The organism is Treponema vincentii F0403 (assembly GCF_000412995.1).
In the GTDB taxonomy this organism is placed as follows: domain Bacteria; phylum Spirochaetota; class Spirochaetia; order Treponematales; family Treponemataceae; genus Treponema; species Treponema vincentii.
In genome coordinates, this window is record NZ_KE332512.1 from 353,730 (window position 1) to 376,349 (window position 22,620).

Below are 22,620 nucleotides of genomic sequence, written 5' to 3' on the forward strand. Positions count from 1 at the left end.
AAATAAAAATCGCAGAATAAAGAGGCTGTGAGTTTTAAAAAAGGCATTTCTATTAGCCTTTTAAAAATAGGCGAGGTAAGTACGCGAAGCGAATAAAAATTAACCGCAGGCGTATCTTTGATACGTTGAGGATTAATTTTTACGAAGCGACAAAGTAATTATCCGCATATTTTTAAAAGAAAAAACGTCTGATGCGTTTGCCCTGCGACCCGTCTAATACGTCTTATTGTGCGGAAGGATGATCGGGAACAGCTTTACGTCCTTTGACTTTGCCGCTTCCATAACCGCTTCTCTTGTAATTGAACCTTGGGGGCGGGCATGGGGCGGGGCATCGCCGATTAAGATCAGTTTACGGTCGGTATCTTTATCGGTGCGCCATTCAAGGTCGAGCCCCGCATCGATGCCTTCATACACCGCTTCGGGAATATCGCGGCCGCCAAATACGCTAAATCCCCTCAAGGCAGCGGAAAAGCGGTTGATATCCGAGGTAAAATCGGTCGCGGTCTTCGTTAAAAAATCGTCATAGTAGTCTTTATAAAGCACAAGTCCTATGCGATATGAATCATACTTGGGCAGCACCTTATTTAGAGAATCCGCGAGCAGCTCCCTTATCTTTTGTATATCATCCTTCATACTTTCGGTTGCGTCGATGACAAATACCGCATCGAGTTTCTTATGTTTTTTCGGTGTAAGGATTACTTCGATTGCCGGCATAATACCGTCAACGGTGTCCGAATAGATCAGTTTATTTCCGCTCAAACGTGCCAGTTCCGAAAAAGCATCGGCGGCAGGAGTGCTAAAGGCCGGTTCATTCTTTTCTTTGATTGTCTTTTGAGTTACACGCAGCACGAAAGGGTTGTCGCTAAAAGAGCCGGTATAATCGGCATACGGTTTTTCAAATGCGCGGATATTAAAAAACGTGCCGTCCAATACCTGCACCTCACCGTGTCTGTCCCATTCATACCCGTAATAGATAATATACGGTACCCAGATATGGAATGCTTCGCCGAGCGGCGTGTCTTGTTCCGGTGTGGAATCTATCAAACTGTAGAGCCGTTTCCCGCGGGTGTCCAGCTCCTTGCCGTTTAAGATGCGTTTTTCATCGCCGTTAATGCTGTTGTATTCGGAATCGCGGTATGCAAAGTTATCCAGCCGCTTTTGAGGATCCTTTGTCGTCTCCGTCATCAAAATGGAAGCGATATCGGGTTTTTTCCGAATATAGAAGTGATATCCGGCTCCCTTGGGGTCTTGAATAACCGCGAGATCGCTTTGGTCAAGCTCTAAATCCGCTCCGAATAACGGGAACAGGAATCCGATAAGTGCAATAACCGTAACAATACCGTTCTTTTTCATACCTTTAATATCGAACGGATTACTTATGCGGCTTAATCTTTTTCCGCACTTTTTCGGTGTTTTCCTTTTTGCTTTCTTTGACATCCCACTCAACATCGATAAGGCGGGCGTCCAAATCGGGAATCCGTGTGAGGTTCCGGCAGGCTTTTTTATGGATGATAACGCCTCTGCCGTTGGCAACATAGCCGCAGATGGCGGAATCGGAGGTTGGTTTGCAGCATCCGGCAAAACGCACGGGAAAGTTGGTGGAACCGCCGATGCGTATCCGCAATGCGGGATTTTTATGAGGATCTTTTTGAGCTGCTTCAAGCGCTTGTTTTGCCGTTTCGGCTTCTTTCGGTGTTTCTTTAGGAGGCCGTGCCGCCTCTTTCGCTTGCTCATCCGTAAGATCCGTCCGTTGTTTTTCTTCTTTTTCGGTACGGAGGAGATTTTCGTTCAGCTGGAGCCATGCACGGATTTTTTGGCGAGCCCGCGTCGTATGGGCGTTTTCGTACTGATTGTGCGTGGGGTGCGCGTTCGGATGGGTGATAACCTCTACCACCTGCGTGTTTTTAAGCGGGCGGGACAGCGGGATGATAGCGCCGTCGGCCTTAGCGGATACGAGTTTTTCTCCGATCGACGAGTGGATACGGTAGGCAAAATCGACGGCGGTTGAACCTGCAGGCAGCTCTATAATATCGCCCTTTGGCGTAAACACAAAAATCGAATCGCTTAATAAGTCGCTTTTAAGTTCCGCAAGAAATTCTTCATTATTAAAGCGCTGCTGTGCAAGCGATTTGACTTGTTGAACAAACGATAATTCCTGCTCGTTTGCGGTCTTATTCTTACTGTGTTTTTTGTATACCCAGTGACTGGCGACACCCCGCTCGGCTATTTCGTGCATTTCGTGCGTGCGGATCTGAATTTCTAAGGTTTGACCGCCCTTGCAGATGACGGTTGTGTGAAGACTTTGATAGCCGTTTGCTTTCGGCATCGCGATATAGTCCTTAAAACGTCCTTCAAGCGGCTTCCATACCGTGTGCATCAGGCCGAGAATGGCGTAGCACTCGTTTACGGTTGTACATAAAATCCGCACGGCGAGAAGGTCGTATAATTCATCCGCCGCCTTGTTCCGCTTTTTCATTTTCTGATAGATAGACCAAAAATGTTTGGCGCGGCTTTGCACCTTAACCTTAATTCCCGCCTTTTCCATCGTTTGATAGATGGTTTTTTCGGCGCTCTGCAAAAAGGCTTCGCGTTCTTTTTTCTTTGCCGCAACGACATCTTTTATCTGATCGAATGCTTCGCGGTTGATATATTTGAGGCTTAAATCTTCAAGCTCATTTTGAACGGTGGAAATACCCATCCGCTGGGCAAGCGGCGCCCAAATTTCACTGATTTCTCGAGCGATGCCGCGCTGCCGTTCCGCAGGGTATTCTGAAATATACCGTATCTTATCGAGCCGGTCTGCAAGTTGGATAATCATCACCCGTAAATCGCTTACGAGCGAAAAAAACATCTTGCAAACCGTGTCGGTGTGTTCTTTGCTTTTGTTATAGAGCTTTACATCGGAAAATTTTGCCGCCGCATTCAGGATATCCGCCGTCATATTCCCGAACTGAGCCCGCAGCTGCTCGTCCGGTAAGGCAAAACTGCCGTCTTCGCTGTAAAGCAGTGCGCAGATGATGCTTTCGGAATCCATTTCCAGAGCGGCAAGGCTATGCACCATGCGCAGCGAATGAGCGGCATCGTGCGGAATGGGGGCATCTACTGCCGTATCGGGTATACGGTTTGTAAGCAAAAGATTCCACGCGGCGGTAATCCGCGCGGAATTCTCCGCATTTTCCGCTTCCGCATAACAAGGATACTGCGCAAAAAAATGTTCAAGACTGGTTAAGTTTTCAACTTTTTGTATCATCGTACGCCCTCCGGGCAATCACAGCAGCCATTTTTTTGAATTCCCCGCAAAATAATTGAGGCTGTTCGACCAGAGTTGAACCTCTCCGCGGTTCAAATGGCCTCACCGCCTCAATTATTTTGCGATTCTTATTTATATATTGGCTACTGTGATTGCACTTTGTTTAAATAGACTGTAAAAAATTTTGAAAATTTTTTACAGAAGGAATGCAACCGTACTGGAGATCCCATAAACAATGTACGTCTTTGCACATTGCTTGATGGCGAATTTGTGGCAAAACAAATTTACTGCTGCTTAATACGTTCGCATAATTTTGTATTAAGATAGAGCAATTGCTTCCACTTCTTGGACAGTTAAGCCGGTCGCCTGCATGATATTTTTACTTGATAAGCCCATAGCGCGTAAATTCCGTGCAGTTTCAAGTTTTGCTTGGCGGGAACCTTCAGCAAGGCCGCGTTCAAGACCTTTCCGTTCAGATTCGTTTATCATCGACAGTCGGTCGCTTTCATATTCCCATGCTGCTTCATACCGTTTCCGCTCTTGCTCATCCAGATAAAATATATCCATTACTTTATTCGCCTTTGTCATTACAGGATTTCCTTGTGCTAACATTCGTCTCTTCTCCTTGCTATCCGTTTTGATAAACATAAGCCATTTCTCTAAGCTTGTCAAATTCTCTTTCGGCAGTTTGGTTAAATCTAAAAAATGAATCTCCAATAGCTCATCCAAGAGTGTCTGTTCTTCGCTTTCCCGTATCTGATAAACCGAATGTACCTTACGGCTCAGTTTAAATAGACTGTTCAGCACATTGATTGCAATACATTTTTTCAAATCCATGTACTGTAAACCGCTGAAAAAATGCTCATGGATCATTTTTGAACAGTAAAAGACACTCCGTTTGGGATAGTAATCAAAATACGTGTTCTGCATTTCCACATCGATTTTTCGCCCATCGTTTAAGCGGATTTTTATGTCGAGCCGTCCGGTTTTATCGTTATAAAAGCGTGGAATCTGCTCGTTGTTGTCTATACGGACATCATCAAAATCATCCTGACTTAAGTGGGTTACCAACGAAAGAAATTCAATCATGATGTCCTTATTCTCCTCGGTACCGAAAAGTTTCTTGAACGCGTAATCATTTCGAGCGGTAAATCTCATCGGGCTAGTAGGGAATTTCTGCATTTTTTATGCCTCCATGCCCTCTATATAAAGCACAAATGGCAAAATGGCTAAGAAAATCGGCAGGTAATCATGTTTTTCTATAAATTTGTCCTTTTGAAATATACAGAACATCTGCTACGTCGCATCATTAAAAGTATACATCCGTTTATCTCTCTGATTGAATGCAATCGCTTTTAGCATTTTGGATTCGGTTACCCGGATACGCCCTCGATTAATCTGTCCTGGCCTGCTAGATCCTGCCGGATGCGGACGTTTGAAAATCCTGCATTTTCAAAGAGCCGGCGGGCGGCGTGGGCATGGTATTCTCCTACTTCGCTTAAAAGGACACCTCCGCCGTTCAGGACGGTACGGATATTATTTGTCAAAATGCGTATAAAATCAAGACCATCGGAGCCGCCGTCGAGGGCTAAGGCCGGTTCATTCCGACCGTCTTTGAGCAGTTCCTGCGTCAGTGCAGAGGGGACATACGGCGGATTGGCAGCAATAAGGTCGAAGCGGAGAATATTGGGGAGTAGGGAAGATGGAGATAGTGATTCTCTAACACGGGCGATTGTTTCCGGCAACGAGCGCATATCTCCTTCGATGAAGCAAAGCCGCCTTTGCGCTTCCGCAGAAAGGAGCCGCTCCGCATTGAGCCGGGCTATAGCGAGAGCTGCGGGGGAAATATCTACGGCAACGCAGACTATATTCCGGATACCTTCCACTTCAAGCGTATATAGAATGGAGATTGCAACGCAGCCCGAGCCGGTACAGGGATCCAGTAAGTACAAGGTTTGTTCCGGCGGCCGAAGCGCTTCCGCTTTTTCTTTTATGACGGCGAGGCTCCGTTCTACCAGCAATTCGGTGTCGGGCTTAGGGATAAGCACATCGGGGCTGACCTTGAAGGAGAGTCCCCAAAAGTCTTTTTCTCCGGTAATATAGGCAATGGGTAAACCGGTGCTGCGCCGTTCCACCGCCTCGCAAAATGTTTCCCGTATCGGGGAAATATCGGCATCGTCATGGGCAAAAAGCCATGCCCGCGGCTTATTCAGAAAGTGCTGCAGTAGTACATCCGCATCGAGCATTAATGATGAGCGGGCCTGCGTTTTCAGCCTTGCCGACCGTGCAAATAACTGAACGGCGTAGCGGCGGGCATCGGCGACGGTGAACATCCGGTTATGCTTGAGCCTTCATCATTTGCTCGCGGGCTGCAATGCAGAGCGCCTCGACAATTTCGTTAAGGTCTCCCTGCATGATTGTATCGAGCTTATACAGGGTAAGGTTAATCCGGTGGTCGGTTACGCGGTTTTGCGGATAGTTGTAGGTGCGGATGCGCTCGGAACGGTCACCCGAACCGACTTGATTTTTCCGATCTTCCGCCCGCTCCGACTGTTTTTTTGCTTCTTCCATGTCGTAGAGCCGGCTCCGCAGTACGCGCATCGCCTTTGCTTTATTCTTAATCTGGCTTTTTTCGTCCTGACAGATAACGACAAGCCCGGTCGGAATATGGGTAATCCGTACGGCGGAGTCGGTAGTGTTGACGCACTGACCGCCGGGGCCTCCCGCACGCATGACGTCGATGCGCAGGTCTTCCTGCTTGATAACGATTTCCGTTTCCTCCGCTTCGGGTAATACCGCAACGGTTACCGCGCTGGTGTGGATACGCCCCGAACCTTCCGTTTCCGGTACGCGCTGCACGCGGTGTACTCCCGATTCATAGCGGAGACTTCCGTATACGTACTTGCCCGAAATGGACAGCGTTACTTCTTTAAAACCGCCAAGTTCGGTTTCGTTGGAGGAAAGAATTTCATATTTCCAGTTTTTCAGTTCCGCGTAGTGCGTGTACATTTTTAACAGATCCGCCGCAAAGAGCGCCGCTTCTTCTCCGCCGGTACCGCCGCGTATTTCCATGATGATGTTTTTTTCTTCCAGCGGATCGGGAGGAATCAGCAGCACTTTAAGGTTATTCTCGCTTTGCTCAAGCTGTGCTTCAAGGTTATGCAGTTCTTCCCGCGCCATCTCTTTAAGCTCATGATCGGTTTCCTCCTGCATCATTGCGCGGGTTTGTATAATTTCCTGTTCAAACCGGAGATACTGCGCATATTCTTCCATCAGTTTTGAAAGGTATGCATGTTCCCTCATCGCTTCCTTGTAGCGGTTTTGATTTTTAATCAACGCAGGGTCTTGTATTTCTTCTTCCAGTTCTTTCCATCGAACCGATAAACTTTCAAGTTTTTCTTTCATAATAATTCACCTTATAATGTGCTTTTAGCCGATAAGACGGCTCATACTGTTTTGGTAGTTACAAGAAATGATAGGATAGTATCGGAGCCCAGCTAAGGCTGCTGCATGGCTTCTAAAATGTCTTTATTGTGGAACAGTTTTGCATAGCCGAGTGCCGACATACCCAGCACATCGGCAATATTGTAGTCTGCATGATGTTCGACGAGCAGCTTTACCATCGGAACATCTTGTCTGCCGACGGCAAGAATCAATGCCGTTTGTCCGTCCTTACTTTGAATGTCCGTATCTGCATCCTTTGAAAGGAGCAGCTGGGCTGTTTTTAAATCGCCGAGCTGAGCGGCTTCCATCAGAGCCGAATAAGAACGGTCTTCGGAGCAAAGATTGATTTCCGCTCCGTGGGTAAGTAATAATGATGCTATATCATACTGTGAATTTCTAACGGCAAGAGAAAGCAGCGGAGTTCCGCGTGTATCACGCTGGGAAGCATCAAAACCGGCCTCTAAAAAAAGCCGGACAATTTCGTATTTACCCTCCTGTACCGCTGCAGCAAAATTCGATTCAAAACAAGGAAAACCGCTGTTTAAAAGTTTTTCGCGGGCAAGCCGCTTGCGTTCTACCATTAGGAAATTTTGTTGTTCTTTAATAAAATACTCTTCAAATATATCGAGGGCAAGCGGTACGGCAAATTGCATACAATTTTTGGGTAAGGGTAATACAGTCCCTTGACCGAGCGTTAAGATCGGGAGATTTCTTCCGATACCGAGGCCTAAAAAGAAAATAAATGCCGAATTGAGTGTGGACGTATTCTTGGCAAAGACAAATAGAATATGCGATGCGTCCTGTAATAGTGAGGTAGGGGGACAGGTACTGTCTTCCCAGATTGTATCGGCTTGACGATATACGACATCACATTCATGAGATTCAATGATATGAGCGACAGCTTCGGATATTTTTTTTCCGTTTTTTTCATATAGGATAACAATTTTCATGGTAATTCCTAGATAGTATAATGTAAAACGGAAAAAATTTCAATGTAAATGCGCAGATTTGTATTCGGACATCAACTAGAACCGATAAAATGAGACCGGCGGGATTCGAACCCGCCACCTACTGCTTAGAAGGCAGTTGCTCTATCCAAATGAGCTACGATCTCTTACACTTACAGTTTGTTACTGCAAATATGCTATATGTATACAATAGGAACGAAAAAAAGTCAACCGCCTGAAAGATTTTATAATACGGGTAGTGGATACAATGCTTAACCATTTTTTTAATTAAAAATCATTCCGAATATTTGACATCTTGCCGTAAATTTACTATTTTGTGTGCATGAAAGTTAGAATATTATATGTATGCCTCGTTTTTAGTCTTTTTGTATTCGGATGTTCCGCTAAACAAACTCAATCGGCTGCATCCGCTTCAACACCTGAGCCGGGAACCCGGCAAACTGCTGCCGCTTCTGGAGTGCAAGTATCTACAGCTCAACAGTCTCATGCCGATTCCGTCTCATCGTTAAGCTCGCTCGGTTTCTATGTGTACGACACGCCGATCGATTTGCCCATATCTTCATCTATTCCTGCACTCGCAGGTGATTCTATTAAGGTTGGGGCATTTACCGGTAAAATCAGCCTTCTCAATTTTTGGGCGACATGGTGCCCGCCGTGCCGTGCGGAAATGCCCTCGATTGAGCGCTTACACAAGCAGATGAGCGGTACAAAATTTCAGATTATTGCCGTCAATTCAGGCGAGCGTCGCTCGCAGGTGGCCTCCTTTATCGAAAAAAATAAGTATACGTTCCCCATCTATTTAGATGAATCGAATGAGCTGTCGTCAATCTTTGCGGCGCGCGGCCTTCCGTCGACGTATCTTGTCAATAAAGAAGGAAAAGTTATTGCCGCCCGTATCGGAGCGATGGAATATGACCAAGCGGAATTGATCAAAGTGCTCAAGGAATTGGCCGATGGGTAATGCATCGCTTCCCGGCCTCTTCGGGGCCTTTTTTGCAGGGCTGCTTTCCTTTTTAAGTCCCTGCGTATTACCGCTTATTCCCGTGTACCTTTCGTTTATCTCAGGCGAATCTTTAGCTGAAATTCGGGAAGGCGGCAGCGGCCGTATGCGCCTTTTTTTACGCAGTATCAGCTTTGTATTGGGATTTACGGCTGTGTTTGTGCTGCTCGCGATCTTATTCGGTACGGGCGCCCGGTTTATCGGCAGTTCGGCTCCGCGTATGATTATGCGGGGTGCGGGAGTAGTTGTTATTATCCTCGGCCTTAACATGCTGTTTGATTTTATCCCTTTTTTACGCGGAGAGGTAAAAGCGCAGACGCCGAATAATGCCGCAAGTTTTTCAAAGGCATTCCTTTTCGGTATGCTGTTCGCTGCCGGATGGAGCCCCTGCATCGGGCCGATATTGTCATCAATTCTGCTCTTTGCGGCTCAAGCAGGGAACATCGTAAAAGCAGCCTTTTTGCTTGGAGCGTATTCGCTCGGGCTGGGGATTCCTTTCCTGCTGGTAGGGCTGTTTTTTGATAAAGCGGAGCCGGTGCTGCGGTGGTTTAAGCGGCATACGCGCGGGGTTAAGATAACCGCCGGATTGCTGATTATCTTTTTCGGTGTATTGATGGTAACGGCCGGTTTATCGAGCATCACAACCTTCTTTATTAAGATAGGCTATGCGCTCGAAGATTATGCTCAAACGGGAACTCCTCCGTTCAGCACTATTGCCGGAGCGCTAGCCCGCTGGCTGCAGTTCCAAGGAGTGTAAAAGGACTACGGGATGCCCCAAAGGGCACTTACTTTTTCCCTGTGGAATATGCAACGGCACAATCTAAAAATTCCTGTAAATATGTCGGGAGCGTGATCTTTTTATTCCATACCAAATAAAGATCTCTGTAGCGGTGCGGAATATTCTCAAGCGAGAAGGCTAGCAGCTCTCCGCGTGTAACCATATCGTCTACGGCAATTTTGGAAATAAATGAAGTGCCCGCTCCCTGCGCAACAAGCCGTTTTATCACTTCGATATTGTTAATCGAGGTGATAATATGGAGCGATTCCGTCGCAATATTCGCAGAGGTCAGCATGAGCTCCATATTTTGTTTTACGGCGGAACCGCTTTCCCGTACGATGAGCGGTTCCTGCGCCAGCCGCTTTAAATCGGGGTTTGTCTGCTGCAAGGCTCGATAATAGGGAATATTGGGGGTGATAAAGACAAACTCGTCTTGGTAAACCGCCCGGAATTCACAATTTTCATCATCGGTTTTCATTCCGACGATGCCTGCGTCAACCTTCCGTGCGGAAATCCGTTTAATCGTTTCGTAGCTGTTTTGCTCCTCAATTTGAATGAGGATGCCGGGATGGTCTTTTCTAAACCGGCTTAACATGAAAGGTAGTATATATCCGGTAGGAATGGTAGAAGAGCCGATCCGCAATACTTTTTGATTTGGATTGACAAACCGGTCGATAAGCGAGGCACGCTGCTGCAGCAAATCTTTTGCTTCGCGGTAAAGGGTTGTTCCTTCTTCGGTAATTTTTAATTCCCGTGTCGAACGGATAAAGAGGGGGGTATCGAGCTCTTCTTCAAGCTGTTTAATGTGTAAACTTACAGTCGGCTGCGAAATATTCAATTCTTCTGCTGCCACAGAAAAACTTAAATTTTCTACCAGCTTTACAAATACTTCAAGATGCTTAAATTCCATATTTTCTCCAACGGTATTAGGGAATCTCTAAAAACTGAACTGTTTGGATAGCTCCATGTCTTTTATTTCCCGCGCGGTGCCTTTGCAGGATCAAGCGGCTTATTGTTTTCGTATACCATAAAATAGAGCCTCGGCGTGCCTGTGAGGGAGTCTGATGCAAGAGTACCCAGTTTTTGCCCGACGGTAATTTGAGCGCCCGCTTGAGGAAGTATCTGCGCTAATCCTCCATACACATAGACGTGTTTTGTTTTGGATTGAATAAAGATGACCTGTCCGTATCCTCTATGCGGGCCGATGGAAATAACGCGTCCCGAAGCGATAGCCTGTACCGGAGCATTGGCCGTCGAATCGATAGCAACGCCGTAGAGTTTCCCCGAAAGATACGCAATATCGACGACGGAAACCGGCCACAGTAAGTTTTTATCTATCGATTTTTTGACGTAGGAACGTGGATCCTCCCACGACGCTTGAGAATTTTGCCGAGCAGCTGCCGCATCGGTGGAGACTGCTGCCGTATTGTTCGAGGAGCCGGCTGCAATACCGTTTTTTTTGCTTTCCGGGATAATCAAAATTTTTCCGACTTTTAGAACTTCCGAATTGGAAAGACTGTTCGCTTTCCGCAACGCTTCGACGGTAACTGAAAATCTTTTTGCAATACTGTAAAGCGTATCTCCTTTTTGTATCGTATAGGTTTCGGGAATATAAATTTTCTGTCCGGCGGAAATTTTCCCCGCATCGCTGATATTGTTCCGTTCAAGGAGAATAGCCACCGGTATCGAATATTTACGGCTCAAGGCATAGAGTGTTTCACCTTTCTCCAATATATGCAAGGTATCCGCGGCAGCGGCGGAATAAACGGCAAGAAAAAAAATAAAAAAGCCGATGGAATAACAACGCTTAGACATAGTCATCTATGAATATCGACCGATTATGCAAAAAATTCAATATCTGACTACTGGACATTTATACAACCTTTGACTATTATCGTAACCATTCTTATTTTAAGTTGTAGGAGTTGTTATGGAAAATTTAATCGGATCAAAGATTATCGACTTTACCTTGCCTGCATATTGCAAAGGGCGGTTTACAACCGTATCAAGCGAATCACTGCTGGGGAATTGGGCTGTGTTTATGTTTTATCCCGCAGACTTTACATTTGTATGCCCTACCGAATTAGCCGATTTGGGCAAGCTCTATTCGGAATTTCAAGAAATCGGATGCAGGGTGTTTTCCGTCTCTACAGATAGCGAATTTGTGCACAAGGCTTGGGCTGATGCAAGTGCGACGATCGCCAATCTCCCTTATGAAATGATTGCCGATAAGGCCGGCGTTTTTGCCTCTTCTTTGGGTATTCTTGTGCCCGAAACATGGGTTGCGCTCCGCGGCTCTTTTGTCGTCGATCCCGACGGTATCATTAAAGCGTATGAAGTGCATGATAACAGCATCGGCCGCGATGCTTCCGAACTGCTGCGCAAGGTGCAAGCCGCTCAATTTACCGCTGCACACGGCGATCAGGTGTGTCCTGCAAAGTGGCATCCCGGTGAAAAAACGCTGTATCCCTCCATCGATTTAGTCGGGAAAATCTAAAAGTTATTCACATACGTAATCGCCGCCGCCAGCGCATCGGCGGCATGATCGGGTTTAGGGATTGTTTTTAGCCCGAGCAGCAACTGAACGGTTAGCTGCACCTGTTGCTTTTCCGCCTGCGCGATGCCGGTAACCGCTTTTTTAATAGCATTCGGCGCGTATTGAAAGACGGGAACTCCCGCTTGCGCCAATGCAAGCAGCGTTACGCCGCGCGCTTCGGAAACGCTTAACGCGCTGGTTACGTTTTTTGCAAAATAGAGCGTTTCGATACCGGCGGCGATAGGATGATAGGCGCGAATAAGCTCGGTGAGCCGGTCAAAGACAATGAGCAACCGGTTCCCCTGTATCTGTCCCGCCTCCGTTTGAATAACGCCGTAGTCGATACAGCGCATCCTGCTGCCGGTTACGGCGATGATGCCGTAGCCGGTAGAGGCAAGCCCGGGGTCGATGCCCATAATAACCCGCCCTGCGGCTGTTCGTTGTTCCGTCATCGGAATATTCGCTTGCGCATTAGAGCGCCTGTGTCCGCTCTTTTAAGAATGCGCGGTGCGCTTCATCTAAACGGGGTTCCAAGGCGGTGCGAACCGTTTGATTATAATCGTTCAGCCATTTCAACTCTTCGGGCAGCAGCAGTTCTTTGACAACAGGCCGCGTGTCGATCGGGCAGAGTGTCAGCGTTTCAAACTCCAAGAATGTTCCGTATTCCGTTGTTTTCCATTCCTTTGTCAGCGTGAGGTTTTCGATGCGGATTCCGTGACTGCCCGCACAGTAAAAACCGGGCTCGTTGGAGGTAATCATTCCAACCTTCATCGGAATATCCAGATAGCGGAGCCCGATATTTTGCGGCCCTTCGTGAACGGACAGCACATATCCGACGCCGTGGCCGGTGCCGTGCTTATAATCCTTGCCGTATTGCCGGAGCGGATTGCGGGCGAGGATATCGAGCTTATAGCCGGTTGTGTTTTCGGGAAACTTTGCCAATGCGAGCTGGATATGCCCCTTTAACACCAACGTATAATCTTCTTTTTCTTCCGCTGTGAGCGGGCCGAGCGGAATGGTACGGGTAATGTCCGTCGTTCCATCTTTGTATTGTCCGCCTGAATCGAGCAGTAAAAAGCCTTTGGGCTGCAGCGCAGCGGCGGTTTCCTTTTTAGGCCCGTAGTGAATGATCGCCGCATTCGGTCCGTATCCGGCAATCGTGGTAAAGCTCGCTTCTATAAAGTCGGGCTGTTCGGCACGGAAACGAAGCAGCTGCTCGGAAACATCCCATTCGGTGATGCCGCTCGCGGCATGTTCTTCCGCCCATTTGAGGATTTTAACCATCGCGACGCCGTCTTTTAGGAAAGCATTCCGGTAGTTTTTCACTTCAATTTCGTTTTTAATTGCTTTCATCGTAGAGGTGATATTAAGACCTTCTACGATCTCCGCTTTTATCTTATTACGGAGGAAGACGTTTGTCCGTGCAGGATCAAGGTAGACCTTACCGCGCAGTTTTTCGGCGTCGGTAAAAACCGCTTCGTAGGGAGCAACCGAAACACCTTCTTTTTCCAACGCTGCCCGCACCGCATCCGTCATTTGCCGTGCATCGATGTAAAGCCGCGCGGACTGCATATCGATCAAGGCGTAGGCGGTAACAACCGGCGTACATTCAATATCGTTACCGCGGATGTTAAACAGGTAGCAAACATCCTCTAAAGCTCCGATGACCGTTGCATCCGCCTTTTTTCCCCTAAGGGCTGCGCGGACTTCTTTGATTTTTTCCGATGCGGATTTGCCCGTATAACGGACATCGAGTAAAAAGGCTTTGCTTAATACGGGCGCGGGGCGATCCGTCCACATCTCGCCGATAAGATCGCGGCCGGTAGCAAGCTTCATGCCGGGAAGCGATGTGTTAAACTGTGTAAAGGAGTTAACCGCCATAACTTTCCCGTCCATGCCGATCGTACTTCCCGCAGGAAGCGTTTGTGCAAGGTATTCAAATACGGTCGGTACTCCCGGCTCTCCGCTTTTTTGCAAAAGGATACCGCTTCCCTGTAACTCTTTTTCAGCCTGCAAAAAATACCGGCCGTCAGTCCACAAAAAGGCCTTGTCTTTTGTAACCAGTACCGCTCCTGCAGATCCGGTAAAACCCGAAATAAAAACACGCGTCTTATCGTGTTCGGCAAGATATTCGCACTGATGAGGGTCGGCGGTCGGAATATAATAGGCGTCGAAGCCGCATTCCGCCATATTCTTGCGTAATAAGTTAATACGTTCAACTATTGTCATACAAATCTCCTTAGTTTTTAGAGGTGCCCTATAGCCCTGCGTACATTCGGCGCAGCAGCTGGTCTATCTTATGCCCGTAAGCGGGATCGGATGCCCATGTTCCTGCAAGGTTGTAAATATGCGGCGCCTTGCCTTTGGGATTTACATAGCGGTAACGCGGATCAACGGAAGGTTGATTGAGCGGTTCGGCGCTGGCGTATGCTTTTAAGTGCTGAATATGCGCTCGGACTCCCGTTTGTTCGTCGGGAAATACCAACCCCGGATTTTCGGCATTGATGGCGCCGAGTCCGCAAAAATTGTTCATATCTGCGGTTACCAATCCGCCGAATTGTAAAAAGCCTGTTTCCAAACACATCTGCGCAAAAGCAATGTCGGCATTTATTCCTTCGGCGGCGGATTCTTTTACATAATATTCCGCCAGCCGTTTAACTTTCTCCTGATCGGCTTTGCCCGCTTGCGTTAAGGCTGTTTGGGTTAAAAAGAATGACGCAAGCTGCTCTTTGGTCATACGTCCGGTTCCCATAATCGTTCTCGGGATGGACGGAGGAACCGAGCGGCACGAAAAGCAGAAAAACACCGCAAGCAAAGCAAAAAAAAGAAAAAAGCGTTTTACGCGAAGGTTCGGAACGTTCATACGGCTACCGTTACTCCCATTCGATGGTTGCGGGGGGCTTGGGCGTAATGTCGTACACCACGCGGTTGATGCCTTTTACTTCGTTGACGATGCGGAGCGCAATCTTCTGCAGCAGCGGATACGGAATTTCCGCGACTTCGACCGTCATTGCATCGACCGAGGTTACGGCGCGGATTGCTATGAGATTATCGTAGGTCCTGCCGTCGCCCATTGCGCCGACCGTGCGGACATTGGGGAATACGGTAAAATACTGCCAAATAGAATCCGACAAGCCTGCCTGCGCAATTTCTTCACGCAGAACAGCATCGCTTTCGCGCACGAGGCGGAGTTTTTCGGGGGTAATCTCTCCGAGGATACGCACGGCGAGTCCCGGCCCGGGGAATGGCTGCCGTTTAACCAGTTCGTCGGGAATACCGAGCGCTTTGCCGAGTGCACGTACTTCATCTTTAAACAGCATCCGCAGCGGTTCTATCAATTCTTTAAAGTCGATATGTTCGGGGAGACCGCCGACATTGTGGTGGGATTTAATAACCGCGGCTTTTTTGCTTCCGCCCGATTCAATAACATCGGGATAAATGGTTCCCTGCACCAAAAAATCGACGGTGCCGATTTTTTTCGCTTCTTCTTCAAAAACACGGATAAATTCTTCACCGATAATCTTCCGCTTCCGTTCCGGTTCGGTAACCCCGGCAAGTTTTTTTAAGAACCGCTCGGAGGCGTCTACATGGATGATATTGAGGCCGAGCGTTTCGCGGTAGGTTTTCAGCACTTGTGCCGCTTCGTCTTTGCGTAAAAGTCCGTGGTCGACAAAGATACAGGTGAGCTGATCGCCGACTGCCTTATGCACCAGTACGGAAGCGACGGAGGAATCCACTCCACCGGATAGAGCGGAAATAACTTTTTTATCTCCGACTTTCCGTTTTATTTCCTGAATAACGGTGTCGGCGGCGGTTGCGGCGTTCCACACTTCCGTGCATCCGCAGATACCGCGTACAAAGTTTTTGAGTATTTGCGTACCGTATACCGAATGTAACACTTCGGGATGGAATTGTACGCCGTAGCATTTGCGTTCCGTGTTTGCCATCGCGGCGATGGGGCAGTTGTCCGTTTGCGCAATGGTGTTAAACCCTTTGGGGAGTGCGGCTACGCTGTCGTTGTGGCTCATCCACACAATAGAGTCCGCGGGACAATCTTTCCATAATGCCGCCGCCTCCGATTTTTCATCGATATGCAGCTTCGTTTTACCGAATTCGCTTTTTTCTGCAGGCTGTACTTTTCCGCCGAGTAAATAGGTCATCAGCTGCATTCCGTAGCAGATTCCCAATACCGGCACGCCTAAATTGAATATTTCGGGATTACAGGTTGCCGCGTCTTCGGCATATACGGAGTCGGGCGCTCCGGTTAAGATAATTCCCTTTAAAGAAACACTTTTTATACGGTTAAGTTCGGCGTCGAAAGGAAGGACTTCGCAATAAACTCCGCATTCGCGGACACGGCGGGCTATGAGCTGGCTATACTGCCCGCCAAAATCAAGGATAATAATTTTTTCTGTGTGCATATCCTACTATATCAAGGAGCGCCGTGTTAGACAAGCCGGAAAAACAGACGGAAAACAGGCAAGCCGGAAAGCGTTGAGCAGGAAAGCGCCGAGTGTTGAGCAGGGATGTGCCGGCACGCTTACCGTAAGTTAAGCTCTAGGACAAGAGCCGGAAAATCTGTTATAATCCGGTATGCACTTGCGGCTTGATTGCGGAAAAGGGCTTACAATAGAAACCGGTTTGCCGGCTTTTATCATGGGAATCGTTAATGCAACGCCCGACTCGTTTTATGAACCGAGCCGTTCCGTCGGTTTACAAAAAGGCTTGGAACGGGTATTAGCCTTGGAGGCGGAAGGCGCCGATATTATCGATATCGGGGGGGAATCGACACGTCCCGGCTCTTCGTATATCTGCGAAGCGGAAGAACTGGAGCGGGTTATCCCGTTAATCGAGGCGGTGCGGAAGCGTAGCGCGGTGCCCCTATCGGTGGATACGCGGAAAGCTGCGGTTATGAAGGCCGCTTTTAAAGCGGGCGCAACGCTCTGCAACGATATTTCGGCTTTAACCGACGACCCCGCACTCGGCACGTTGATTGCGGAAGAAGACGGCGCCGTTGTTCTTATGCATAAACGGGGAACCCCGCCTACAATGCAGCAGACAGTCCCGCAGTATCGGAATGTCATATCGGAAGTACGGGATTATCTTGAAGAACGGGCGGCCTACGCTTTAAGCTGCGGCATAGCGCGTGAGCGCATCATTATCGATTACGGTATCGGCTTCGGAAAAACAGCTGAGGATAACTACCGGTTGATTGCGGCAAGCGCGTGTTTTATCGGCTTGGGGTATCCGCTTTTGGTAGGGCTGTCGCGGAAGTCGTTTATCGGCGCCGTTACCGGATGTCCTCCCGAAAAACGGCTTGCGGGAACGCTTGCGGCAACGATGTATGCGGTGCAGCAAGGCGCATCAATCGTACGGGTTCACGATGTTGCGGAAACGAGGGAACTATTACTGGTGTTAAAGGAATTGCGAAAATATGGAACTACTTAGGGATATGCTGTCGTTCTACCTCTCCTATATCGGACCGGTGCTGGATGTGCTGCTCCTTGCATTTCTGATGTACAAGTCATATCAGATACTGATTAAAACGCAGGCTGCGCAACTTGGAAAAGGAGCATTGTTGATGCTCCTCATTTATGCGGTTGCCTTTTTACTGCACCTTACGACGCTGCTTTGGATATTGAATACGCTTGCGACGGGAGTTGTTATCGGTGCGGCAATTATCTTTCAGCCCGAACTGCGGAGGATGTTCCTGACGATGGGGCAGAACGACTGGTTCAGACGTTCCCGCTCTCAGCACAGCCATATCGATTATGTATTAACCGCCGCGGAACGCCTTTCTGCAGAACGCCGCGGTATGCTGGTTATATTTTTACGGCAGAATAATTTAAAAGAGATTATCGAAAATCCTTCCGCGACCCGCATCAATGCGGAAATCAGCTCGAACCTGCTTGTTACCATTTTTGAATTTGACACCCCGCTGCATGACGGCGCAGTCGTTATCGACAACGGACGTATTATTGCGGCGGGCTGCTATCTGCCGCTTACCAAGCAGGAAGATATCAACAAGAGCTTCGGAACACGGCACCGCGCGGCGCTCGGCATTGCGGAAGAAACCGATGCGGTGGTGCTTGTCGTATCCGAAGAATCGGGGGCAATCAGCCTTGCGTACGATTCAAAACTGTATTACGACCTTACGACGGATAATATTGAATCGGAATTGACCTATCTGCTTAAAGTCAAAGCAAAGACGCAAACTGCCGACAAATCCGAAGGAAGCGCTTCATGAACATAAAACAAATTCTACTTCGTCTTACCGAAAATTGGCCGGTTAAAATTATCTGTCTTGTATTTGCCGTTTTTCTGTCGGAGTTTTATCGCGGAAACCTTTTGGATAAGCGCTACCTCATCGTTCCGCTTACGGTTGTAAATAACGGCCCGCTCACACCTGCAGAGCAATATCCCACTAAGATAAAGGTTACGCTTTGGGGAGAAGCCATCGGAATCGGTTCTATCGGTGAAAATGATATTACGGCATCCATCGATATATCGGATTTTAAAACCGAAGGGACGTACCGGATTCCTATCGAAACTCGATTGCTTGGAACGGTAACGCCGCTCGGTAATATGGAAATCAGTACGGAACCGGCAATCTTAACGTTAAGGCTGACAACAAGTATACGCAAGCAGGTTCCCGTTACGCTGTCTCTTAAAGGAATTCCTGCGGACGGATATGAAGTAACGGAAAGCTCTCTTGATCCGGCCGCTGTAGAAATAGAAGGCCCCGCCGAACCGGTAGAAAAAATCGATGAGCTTACTACGGAGCCTCTTTCGGTAGAAGGGCGTACAAACGGATTTTCGGGAACGGCGGACATTATCAATGACGATCCGCTGGTTTCGATTGTCGGCAAGGCGCAAGTGCAGTCTACCGTTAAAATAAGTGAAACGACTATTCAAAAGCAATTTGATAATATCCCCATTTATTTTGAAAAGTCGAATAAAGAATTGTCGATAACCGCCGACAAAAAAACAGGTAGTTTAGAAGTACAGGGGCCGAAGCGATTGCTGGAAACGTGGACTCCTCCTCAAAATATCTTGACGGTATCGTGCGAAACCGTTACCGAACCCGGTGTGTATACGCTGCCGGTTGTGCCGGTTCTCTCGGTGGAGTATTCTAAACTCAAGATAGTGCAGGTTAATCCTAAATCGGTACAGATCACGGCGGAATTGCCGGAAGCTGCGGAAAGGGATACGGTACATACATGGTCGTCGGGTTCGGAATAGATGCCGTTGATATAAGCCGTATACGGCGGTGGATGGAAAACGCAGGGCTGCTTGCCCGTTTCTTTCATCCTCAAGAGTTGGCGGAAACCAAGAGTAGGGGTTTAACCGCCGCATACTCTTTGGCAGCACGCTTTGCAGCAAAAGAGGCTTATGGGAAAGCGCTCGGTACCGGATTAAAAGGCATAACGCTCAAAAATATTCTCGTTACCAATAATCCCAATGGCAAACCGGAGCTGACGCTCTTAGGCGATGCAGCCGTGCCGTTCGAGCGTATACACGGTACCCATATTCACCTTTCACTAACCCACGAAAGCAATATGGCTATTGCCGGGGTTATATTAGAAAGTTAAAAGGAGATCCCGTAATATGAAACGTGAAGAAGATCTACAGAGCAAAAAAGAAGCCGCTATTTCTTATTATTCTAAGGATCAGATTGAATGTCCCGTATGCGGAGCAAAATTTAAACGGGAAGAAATGTATTCAGGCGGCGGCCGCGTTATTGCGGGCGATTTAACGGAAGAACTGCGCCGTTTATACGAACCGTCGGCAAAATACGGGGAGGTATATCCGCTCATTTACAGTATGACCGTTTGCCCGCAGTGTCTGTACACAGGCTTTACGCAGGATTTCCGAGTAATTGAAAGACCGATTGCCGAAAAACTGCTTGAAGCAATGAATGAGCGCTATAACGCAATAAAAAATCTTTTCGGGCATATCGATTTTAATACTGCAAGGACGCTTCATGCAGGAGCTGCCTCCTATTATCTCGCCTTACTCTGTTACGATCATTTTGATTCCAAGTATTCTCCGACTATTAAGCAGGCAATATGCGCACTCCGCGCTGCATGGCTTTTTTCAACACTTGGGGAAAAAGAGCCGGAGGAAAACTACACTTATATTTCCAAACTCTTTTATCAAAAAGCCCTGTTTTTGTATCGGCGTGCTCTTGAATTGGAAACAACCGGTAAAGAGATGATTGCCGGTTTAAAATCATTCGGACCCGATGTGGATAAAAACTACGGCTACGACGGCGTTATCTATTTGGGCGCTTTGCTTGAATACCGGTACGGTCAAAGGCAGGATGCCGAAACTCGGCTTAAGCGGCTGGGAATGCATAAAATTGCATTGGCAAAAATGTTCGGCCTCGGAAAATCCTCCAAAAGTAAGCCCGGCCCGATTTTGGAACATGCCCGCGCCCTCTATGATGCGTTGAAGGTTGAATTACACGAAACCGATGACGACTGATTCCGCTTCTTTCCGTCGGAATATCCTGCTTCGGATATCGTATGACGGCACACGGTTCCACGGATGGCAAAAGCAGCTGCAGCACGGGGAAGAATCTTTCCGCACCGTACAGGGGGAAGTCGAGCGGGCGCTGGCGTTGCTGCATAAGCATCCCGTCGAGCTTTTCGGTTCGGGGAGAACCGATGCGGGCGTCCATGCCTGCGGGCAGGCTGCTCATTTTTTTACCGATATAGCGCGGATTAAACCGGAAAGTTTTGTACCGGCGCTCAATTCCGCCCTGCCTAAGGATGTACGGATTATCGAGGCAGCTCACGTTTCCGATAACTTACACGCCCGCTTCAGCGCCCGCTCGCGTACATACCGGTATTTTATTCACTGCGGCAAAACCGCCTTTGCGCATCAATTACCCTATTGCTGGCATATACGGCGCGAACCGGATATTAACCTGCTTAACCGGATGGCGGGTGTTTTGTCGGGAGAATTGGATTGCACAACCTTTTCCGCCGCCGGAGACCAGAGTAAGAGTAAATCGCGCTATATCTATACGGCGCACTTTTTTACCGACCGTGATTTTCTGGTTTTTGAAATTTCGGCAAATGCCTTTTTGTGGCGTATGGTACGCTCCGTCACCGGAACCTTACTGCATTATGAACAGCAAAACGGCACAAAAGAAGATTTCGAGGCTGTGCTCCGCTCAAAAGACCGCCGGAATGCGGGAGAAACCGCCCCTCCGCAGGGGCTCTTTTTATGGTCGATCGACTATCCGCAGCAGTTACTTACGCCGTAATGGCCGTCTATTTTCAAATGCCCCGATAAAATACTTCCATTTTATATTATTTTACAGTATATTACAAAACATTGCAGTTAACATTTGAGGAGAAATTATATGAAAAAACCATTAGTACCTATTACATTGCTCTGCGGGTACTTAGGAGCAGGAAAAACAACATTGATGAATATGATCCTTGCGAACCAAAAGGGTTACAAGGTTGCGGTGATTGTCAACGATATCGGCGAAATCAACGTCGATGCAAGTTTGATAGAAAAAGACGCCAATATTACGGATAAAGGCAGTCTCGTACCGCTTACCAACGGCTGTATCTGCTGTACGCTCAAAACCGATCTGGTAATGCAGATTGAAAACCTCATCGCGTCGGGAAAGTACGACTATCTGTTGATTGAATCGAGCGGCGTATGTGAGCCGATGCCGATTGCGCAGGCCATCGAAACAATCGAAAACGGATACTTGGATAATGTCGTAAGCGTGGTCGATGCAAAACGGCTGGTAGATGAATTCGCTGATGGTGCGCAGCTTTTAAAAAAAGATATGGGCGAAGAAGATATCGAGTCGCTGCTCGTACAGCAGATTGAGTTTTGCTCCACCCTTATTATCAATAAAAAAGATTTGGTAACGGAAGATCAGATGAAAAAAGTGCGGGCGGTTGTCAATAAGCTTCAGCCCCATGTTAAAGTGATAGAAACAACGCGGTGTCAGGTGCCGTTAGAGGATTTACTTGCAACAAAGCGGTTCGATTTTGAGAAAGTCTTTGAAAGCGCGGGCTGGGTTGCCGAATTGGAAAAGCGTGCGGAAGAAGACGATGATGATGAGTGCGAACATGAGCACGGTGAGCATGACGAACACGATCATCATGACGAACATGAGCACCATGGACACGAACATCACGACCATGAACACCACGATCATGATGAGCATGAAGAACACGGTCATCATCACCATCATCATCACGAGCATAAGCATGAAGGCGCGGATGAAGATGAATACGGTATCGGCTCTTTTGTCTACTACCGCCGCCGCCCGTTTAACAGGGAAAAACTTGAAAAATACGCAGGAGTATGGCCGCGCAATATTATACGGTGTAAGGGCGTAGTTTGGTTTAGCGATGAACAGGATATGGCCTACGTCTTTGAAACCTCAGGGCGGCAGATTCAGGCAGGCGCTTCCGGCAGATGGCTCGCATCGGTTTCCAAGAGAGAGCAGGAAAAAGTTCTTGCCCAAGAACCTCGGATGAGGGAAGAATGGGACGAAAAAGTCGGCGACCGGATGATTAAACTCTGCATCATCGGGCAAAAGCTCGATAAACAAAAGATTTCTGCAGACTTGGACGCCCTGCTCGATTAAAATCAATCAACATCCCC

Annotated in this window: 22 protein-coding genes and 1 tRNA gene; 10 read left to right on the forward strand and 13 right to left on the reverse strand. The window is 47.9% G+C overall.

Features of this window, described 5'->3' with window-relative positions:
- Positions 1–213: 213 nt before the first annotated feature.
- From HMPREF1222_RS01560 to HMPREF1222_RS01590, 7 genes are all read right to left on the reverse strand, one after another.
- A complete protein-coding gene (locus HMPREF1222_RS01560; RefSeq protein WP_016517924.1) occupies positions 214–1,353 on the reverse strand; it encodes a vWA domain-containing protein in 1,140 nt (379 codons plus the stop codon).
- A 19-nt stretch (positions 1,354–1,372) separates the two neighbouring features.
- Positions 1,373–3,250 carry a RelA/SpoT family protein gene (locus HMPREF1222_RS01565; RefSeq protein WP_016517925.1) on the reverse strand — a complete coding sequence of 626 codons (1,878 nt, stop codon included), beginning with the start codon at positions 3,248–3,250 and terminating at the stop codon, positions 1,373–1,375.
- Positions 3,251–3,568: 318 nt separating this feature from the next.
- A complete protein-coding gene (locus HMPREF1222_RS01570) occupies positions 3,569–4,432 on the reverse strand; it encodes an Rpn family recombination-promoting nuclease/putative transposase (RefSeq protein WP_016517926.1) in 864 nt (287 codons plus the stop codon).
- 191 nt (positions 4,433–4,623) lie between these two features.
- A complete protein-coding gene (gene prmC, locus HMPREF1222_RS01575) occupies positions 4,624–5,583 on the reverse strand; it encodes a peptide chain release factor N(5)-glutamine methyltransferase (protein WP_016517927.1) in 960 nt (319 codons plus the stop codon).
- A 4-nt stretch (positions 5,584–5,587) separates the two neighbouring features.
- Positions 5,588–6,655 (reverse strand): peptide chain release factor 1, encoded by a 1,068-nt coding sequence (prfA, locus tag HMPREF1222_RS01580; protein WP_006189485.1) that lies wholly within the window; start codon positions 6,653–6,655, stop codon positions 5,588–5,590.
- 92 nt (positions 6,656–6,747) lie between these two features.
- Positions 6,748–7,644: an ankyrin repeat domain-containing protein gene (locus tag HMPREF1222_RS01585; protein ID WP_016517928.1), complete on the reverse strand. Its 897-nt coding sequence runs from the start codon at positions 7,642–7,644 to the stop codon at positions 6,748–6,750.
- A gap of 90 nt (positions 7,645–7,734) precedes the next feature.
- Positions 7,735–7,808 (reverse strand) — tRNA-Arg (locus HMPREF1222_RS01590).
- 176 nt (positions 7,809–7,984) lie between these two features.
- Here HMPREF1222_RS01590 and HMPREF1222_RS01595 point away from each other — a divergent pair.
- Together HMPREF1222_RS01595 and HMPREF1222_RS01600 are read left to right on the forward strand one after the other, a co-directional pair.
- Complete coding sequence (locus HMPREF1222_RS01595) at positions 7,985–8,623, forward strand: TlpA family protein disulfide reductase (RefSeq protein ID WP_016517929.1); 639 nt, start codon at positions 7,985–7,987, stop codon at positions 8,621–8,623.
- Positions 8,616–9,419: a cytochrome c biogenesis CcdA family protein gene (locus HMPREF1222_RS01600; protein ID WP_016517930.1), complete on the forward strand. Its 804-nt coding sequence runs from the start codon at positions 8,616–8,618 to the stop codon at positions 9,417–9,419. Before HMPREF1222_RS01595 ends, HMPREF1222_RS01600 begins: the two co-directional genes overlap by 8 nt.
- Positions 9,420–9,447: 28 nt before the next feature.
- On the opposite strand, the gene HMPREF1222_RS01605 is transcribed toward HMPREF1222_RS01600, so the two are convergent.
- Complete coding sequence (locus HMPREF1222_RS01605) at positions 9,448–10,350, reverse strand: selenium metabolism-associated LysR family transcriptional regulator (RefSeq protein WP_016517931.1); 903 nt, start codon at positions 10,348–10,350, stop codon at positions 9,448–9,450.
- Positions 10,351–10,412: 62 nt separating this feature from the next.
- Positions 10,413–11,255, reverse strand: a complete 843-nt coding sequence (locus tag HMPREF1222_RS01610) for a M23 family metallopeptidase (protein WP_038076408.1) — start codon at positions 11,253–11,255, stop codon at positions 10,413–10,415.
- A gap of 115 nt (positions 11,256–11,370) precedes the next feature.
- Here HMPREF1222_RS01610 and HMPREF1222_RS01615 point away from each other — a divergent pair, with 115 nt between their 5' ends.
- Positions 11,371–11,937, forward strand: coding sequence for a redoxin domain-containing protein (locus HMPREF1222_RS01615; RefSeq protein WP_006189491.1), 567 nt, complete (start codon positions 11,371–11,373; stop codon positions 11,935–11,937).
- Here the strand turns inward: HMPREF1222_RS01615 and ruvC are convergent.
- Genes ruvC through guaA form a run of 4 tightly spaced genes read right to left on the reverse strand, consistent with a single transcriptional unit; the run spans position 11,934 to position 16,397 of the window.
- Positions 11,934–12,428 carry a crossover junction endodeoxyribonuclease RuvC gene (gene ruvC / locus HMPREF1222_RS01620; protein ID WP_006189492.1) on the reverse strand — a complete coding sequence of 165 codons (495 nt, stop codon included), beginning with the start codon at positions 12,426–12,428 and terminating at the stop codon, positions 11,934–11,936. The genes HMPREF1222_RS01615 and ruvC overlap by 4 nt on opposite strands.
- Positions 12,429–12,447: 19 nt before the next feature.
- A complete protein-coding gene (locus tag HMPREF1222_RS01625; protein WP_016517934.1) occupies positions 12,448–14,205 on the reverse strand; it encodes an aminopeptidase P family protein in 1,758 nt (585 codons plus the stop codon).
- A 28-nt stretch (positions 14,206–14,233) separates the two neighbouring features.
- Positions 14,234–14,839: a glucosaminidase domain-containing protein gene (locus tag HMPREF1222_RS01630; protein ID WP_016517935.1), complete on the reverse strand. Its 606-nt coding sequence runs from the start codon at positions 14,837–14,839 to the stop codon at positions 14,234–14,236.
- A gap of 10 nt (positions 14,840–14,849) precedes the next feature.
- Positions 14,850–16,397, reverse strand: a complete 1,548-nt coding sequence (guaA, locus tag HMPREF1222_RS01635; RefSeq protein WP_006189495.1) for a glutamine-hydrolyzing GMP synthase — start codon at positions 16,395–16,397, stop codon at positions 14,850–14,852.
- A 172-nt stretch (positions 16,398–16,569) separates the two neighbouring features.
- Here guaA and folP point away from each other — a divergent pair, with 172 nt between their 5' ends.
- From folP to HMPREF1222_RS01670, 7 genes are all read left to right on the forward strand, one after another.
- Entirely contained in the window at positions 16,570–17,424 is an 855-nt protein-coding gene (folP, locus tag HMPREF1222_RS01640) for a dihydropteroate synthase (RefSeq protein ID WP_016517936.1), read from the forward strand.
- Positions 17,411–18,223 (forward strand): diadenylate cyclase CdaA, encoded by an 813-nt coding sequence (gene cdaA / locus HMPREF1222_RS01645; RefSeq protein ID WP_006189498.1) that lies wholly within the window; start codon positions 17,411–17,413, stop codon positions 18,221–18,223. The genes folP and cdaA overlap by 14 nt, the downstream gene beginning before the upstream one ends.
- A complete protein-coding gene (locus HMPREF1222_RS01650; protein ID WP_016517937.1) occupies positions 18,220–19,218 on the forward strand; it encodes a CdaR family protein in 999 nt (332 codons plus the stop codon). The genes cdaA and HMPREF1222_RS01650 overlap by 4 nt, the downstream gene beginning before the upstream one ends.
- A complete protein-coding gene (gene acpS / locus HMPREF1222_RS01655; RefSeq protein ID WP_016517938.1) occupies positions 19,197–19,568 on the forward strand; it encodes a holo-ACP synthase in 372 nt (123 codons plus the stop codon). The genes HMPREF1222_RS01650 and acpS overlap by 22 nt, the downstream gene beginning before the upstream one ends.
- Positions 19,569–19,584: 16 nt before the next feature.
- Positions 19,585–20,463: a DUF2225 domain-containing protein gene (locus HMPREF1222_RS01660; protein WP_006189501.1), complete on the forward strand. Its 879-nt coding sequence runs from the start codon at positions 19,585–19,587 to the stop codon at positions 20,461–20,463.
- Positions 20,453–21,250: a tRNA pseudouridine(38-40) synthase TruA gene (gene truA / locus HMPREF1222_RS01665; protein WP_016517939.1), complete on the forward strand. Its 798-nt coding sequence runs from the start codon at positions 20,453–20,455 to the stop codon at positions 21,248–21,250. The genes HMPREF1222_RS01660 and truA overlap by 11 nt, the downstream gene beginning before the upstream one ends.
- Before the next feature lie 99 nt (positions 21,251–21,349).
- Positions 21,350–22,603, forward strand: a complete 1,254-nt coding sequence (locus HMPREF1222_RS01670; RefSeq protein ID WP_006189503.1) for a CobW family GTP-binding protein — start codon at positions 21,350–21,352, stop codon at positions 22,601–22,603.
- The last annotated feature ends 17 nt before the right edge of the window (positions 22,604–22,620 follow it).

Excerpts from the sequence above, each read along its gene's own strand:
- truA (WP_016517939.1), top strand. The coding sequence starts at position 20,453 with ATGACGACTGATTCCGCTTCTTTCCGTCGGAATATCCTGCTTCGGATA.
- HMPREF1222_RS01615 (WP_006189491.1), top strand. The coding sequence starts at position 11,371 with ATGGAAAATTTAATCGGATCAAAGATTATCGACTTTACCTTGCCTGCA.
- prfA (WP_006189485.1), bottom strand. The coding sequence starts at position 6,655 with ATGAAAGAAAAACTTGAAAGTTTATCGGTTCGATGGAAAGAACTGGAA.
- HMPREF1222_RS01560 (WP_016517924.1), bottom strand. The coding sequence starts at position 1,353 with ATGAAAAAGAACGGTATTGTTACGGTTATTGCACTTATCGGATTCCTG.
- ruvC (WP_006189492.1), bottom strand. The coding sequence starts at position 12,428 with ATGACGGAACAACGAACAGCCGCAGGGCGGGTTATTATGGGCATCGAC.
- HMPREF1222_RS01610 (WP_038076408.1), bottom strand. The coding sequence starts at position 11,255 with ATGTCTAAGCGTTGTTATTCCATCGGCTTTTTTATTTTTTTTCTTGCC.
- HMPREF1222_RS01650 (WP_016517937.1), top strand. The coding sequence starts at position 18,220 with ATGAACATAAAACAAATTCTACTTCGTCTTACCGAAAATTGGCCGGTT.
- HMPREF1222_RS01605 (WP_016517931.1), bottom strand. The coding sequence starts at position 10,350 with ATGGAATTTAAGCATCTTGAAGTATTTGTAAAGCTGGTAGAAAATTTA.
- cdaA (WP_006189498.1), top strand. The coding sequence starts at position 17,411 with ATGGAACTACTTAGGGATATGCTGTCGTTCTACCTCTCCTATATCGGA.
- HMPREF1222_RS01625 (WP_016517934.1), bottom strand. The coding sequence starts at position 14,205 with ATGACAATAGTTGAACGTATTAACTTATTACGCAAGAATATGGCGGAA.
- HMPREF1222_RS01660 (WP_006189501.1), top strand. The coding sequence starts at position 19,585 with ATGAAACGTGAAGAAGATCTACAGAGCAAAAAAGAAGCCGCTATTTCT.
- HMPREF1222_RS01670 (WP_006189503.1), top strand. The coding sequence starts at position 21,350 with ATGAAAAAACCATTAGTACCTATTACATTGCTCTGCGGGTACTTAGGA.
- HMPREF1222_RS01600 (WP_016517930.1), top strand. The coding sequence starts at position 8,616 with ATGGGTAATGCATCGCTTCCCGGCCTCTTCGGGGCCTTTTTTGCAGGG.
- guaA (WP_006189495.1), bottom strand. The coding sequence starts at position 16,397 with ATGCACACAGAAAAAATTATTATCCTTGATTTTGGCGGGCAGTATAGC.
- HMPREF1222_RS01565 (WP_016517925.1), bottom strand. The coding sequence starts at position 3,250 with ATGATACAAAAAGTTGAAAACTTAACCAGTCTTGAACATTTTTTTGCG.
- acpS (WP_016517938.1), top strand. The coding sequence starts at position 19,197 with ATGGTCGTCGGGTTCGGAATAGATGCCGTTGATATAAGCCGTATACGG.
- folP (WP_016517936.1), top strand. The coding sequence starts at position 16,570 with ATGCACTTGCGGCTTGATTGCGGAAAAGGGCTTACAATAGAAACCGGT.
- HMPREF1222_RS01630 (WP_016517935.1), bottom strand. The coding sequence starts at position 14,839 with ATGAACGTTCCGAACCTTCGCGTAAAACGCTTTTTTCTTTTTTTTGCT.
- prmC (WP_016517927.1), bottom strand. The coding sequence starts at position 5,583 with ATGTTCACCGTCGCCGATGCCCGCCGCTACGCCGTTCAGTTATTTGCA.
- HMPREF1222_RS01595 (WP_016517929.1), top strand. The coding sequence starts at position 7,985 with ATGAAAGTTAGAATATTATATGTATGCCTCGTTTTTAGTCTTTTTGTA.
- HMPREF1222_RS01570 (WP_016517926.1), bottom strand. The coding sequence starts at position 4,432 with ATGCAGAAATTCCCTACTAGCCCGATGAGATTTACCGCTCGAAATGAT.
- HMPREF1222_RS01585 (WP_016517928.1), bottom strand. The coding sequence starts at position 7,644 with ATGAAAATTGTTATCCTATATGAAAAAAACGGAAAAAAAATATCCGAA.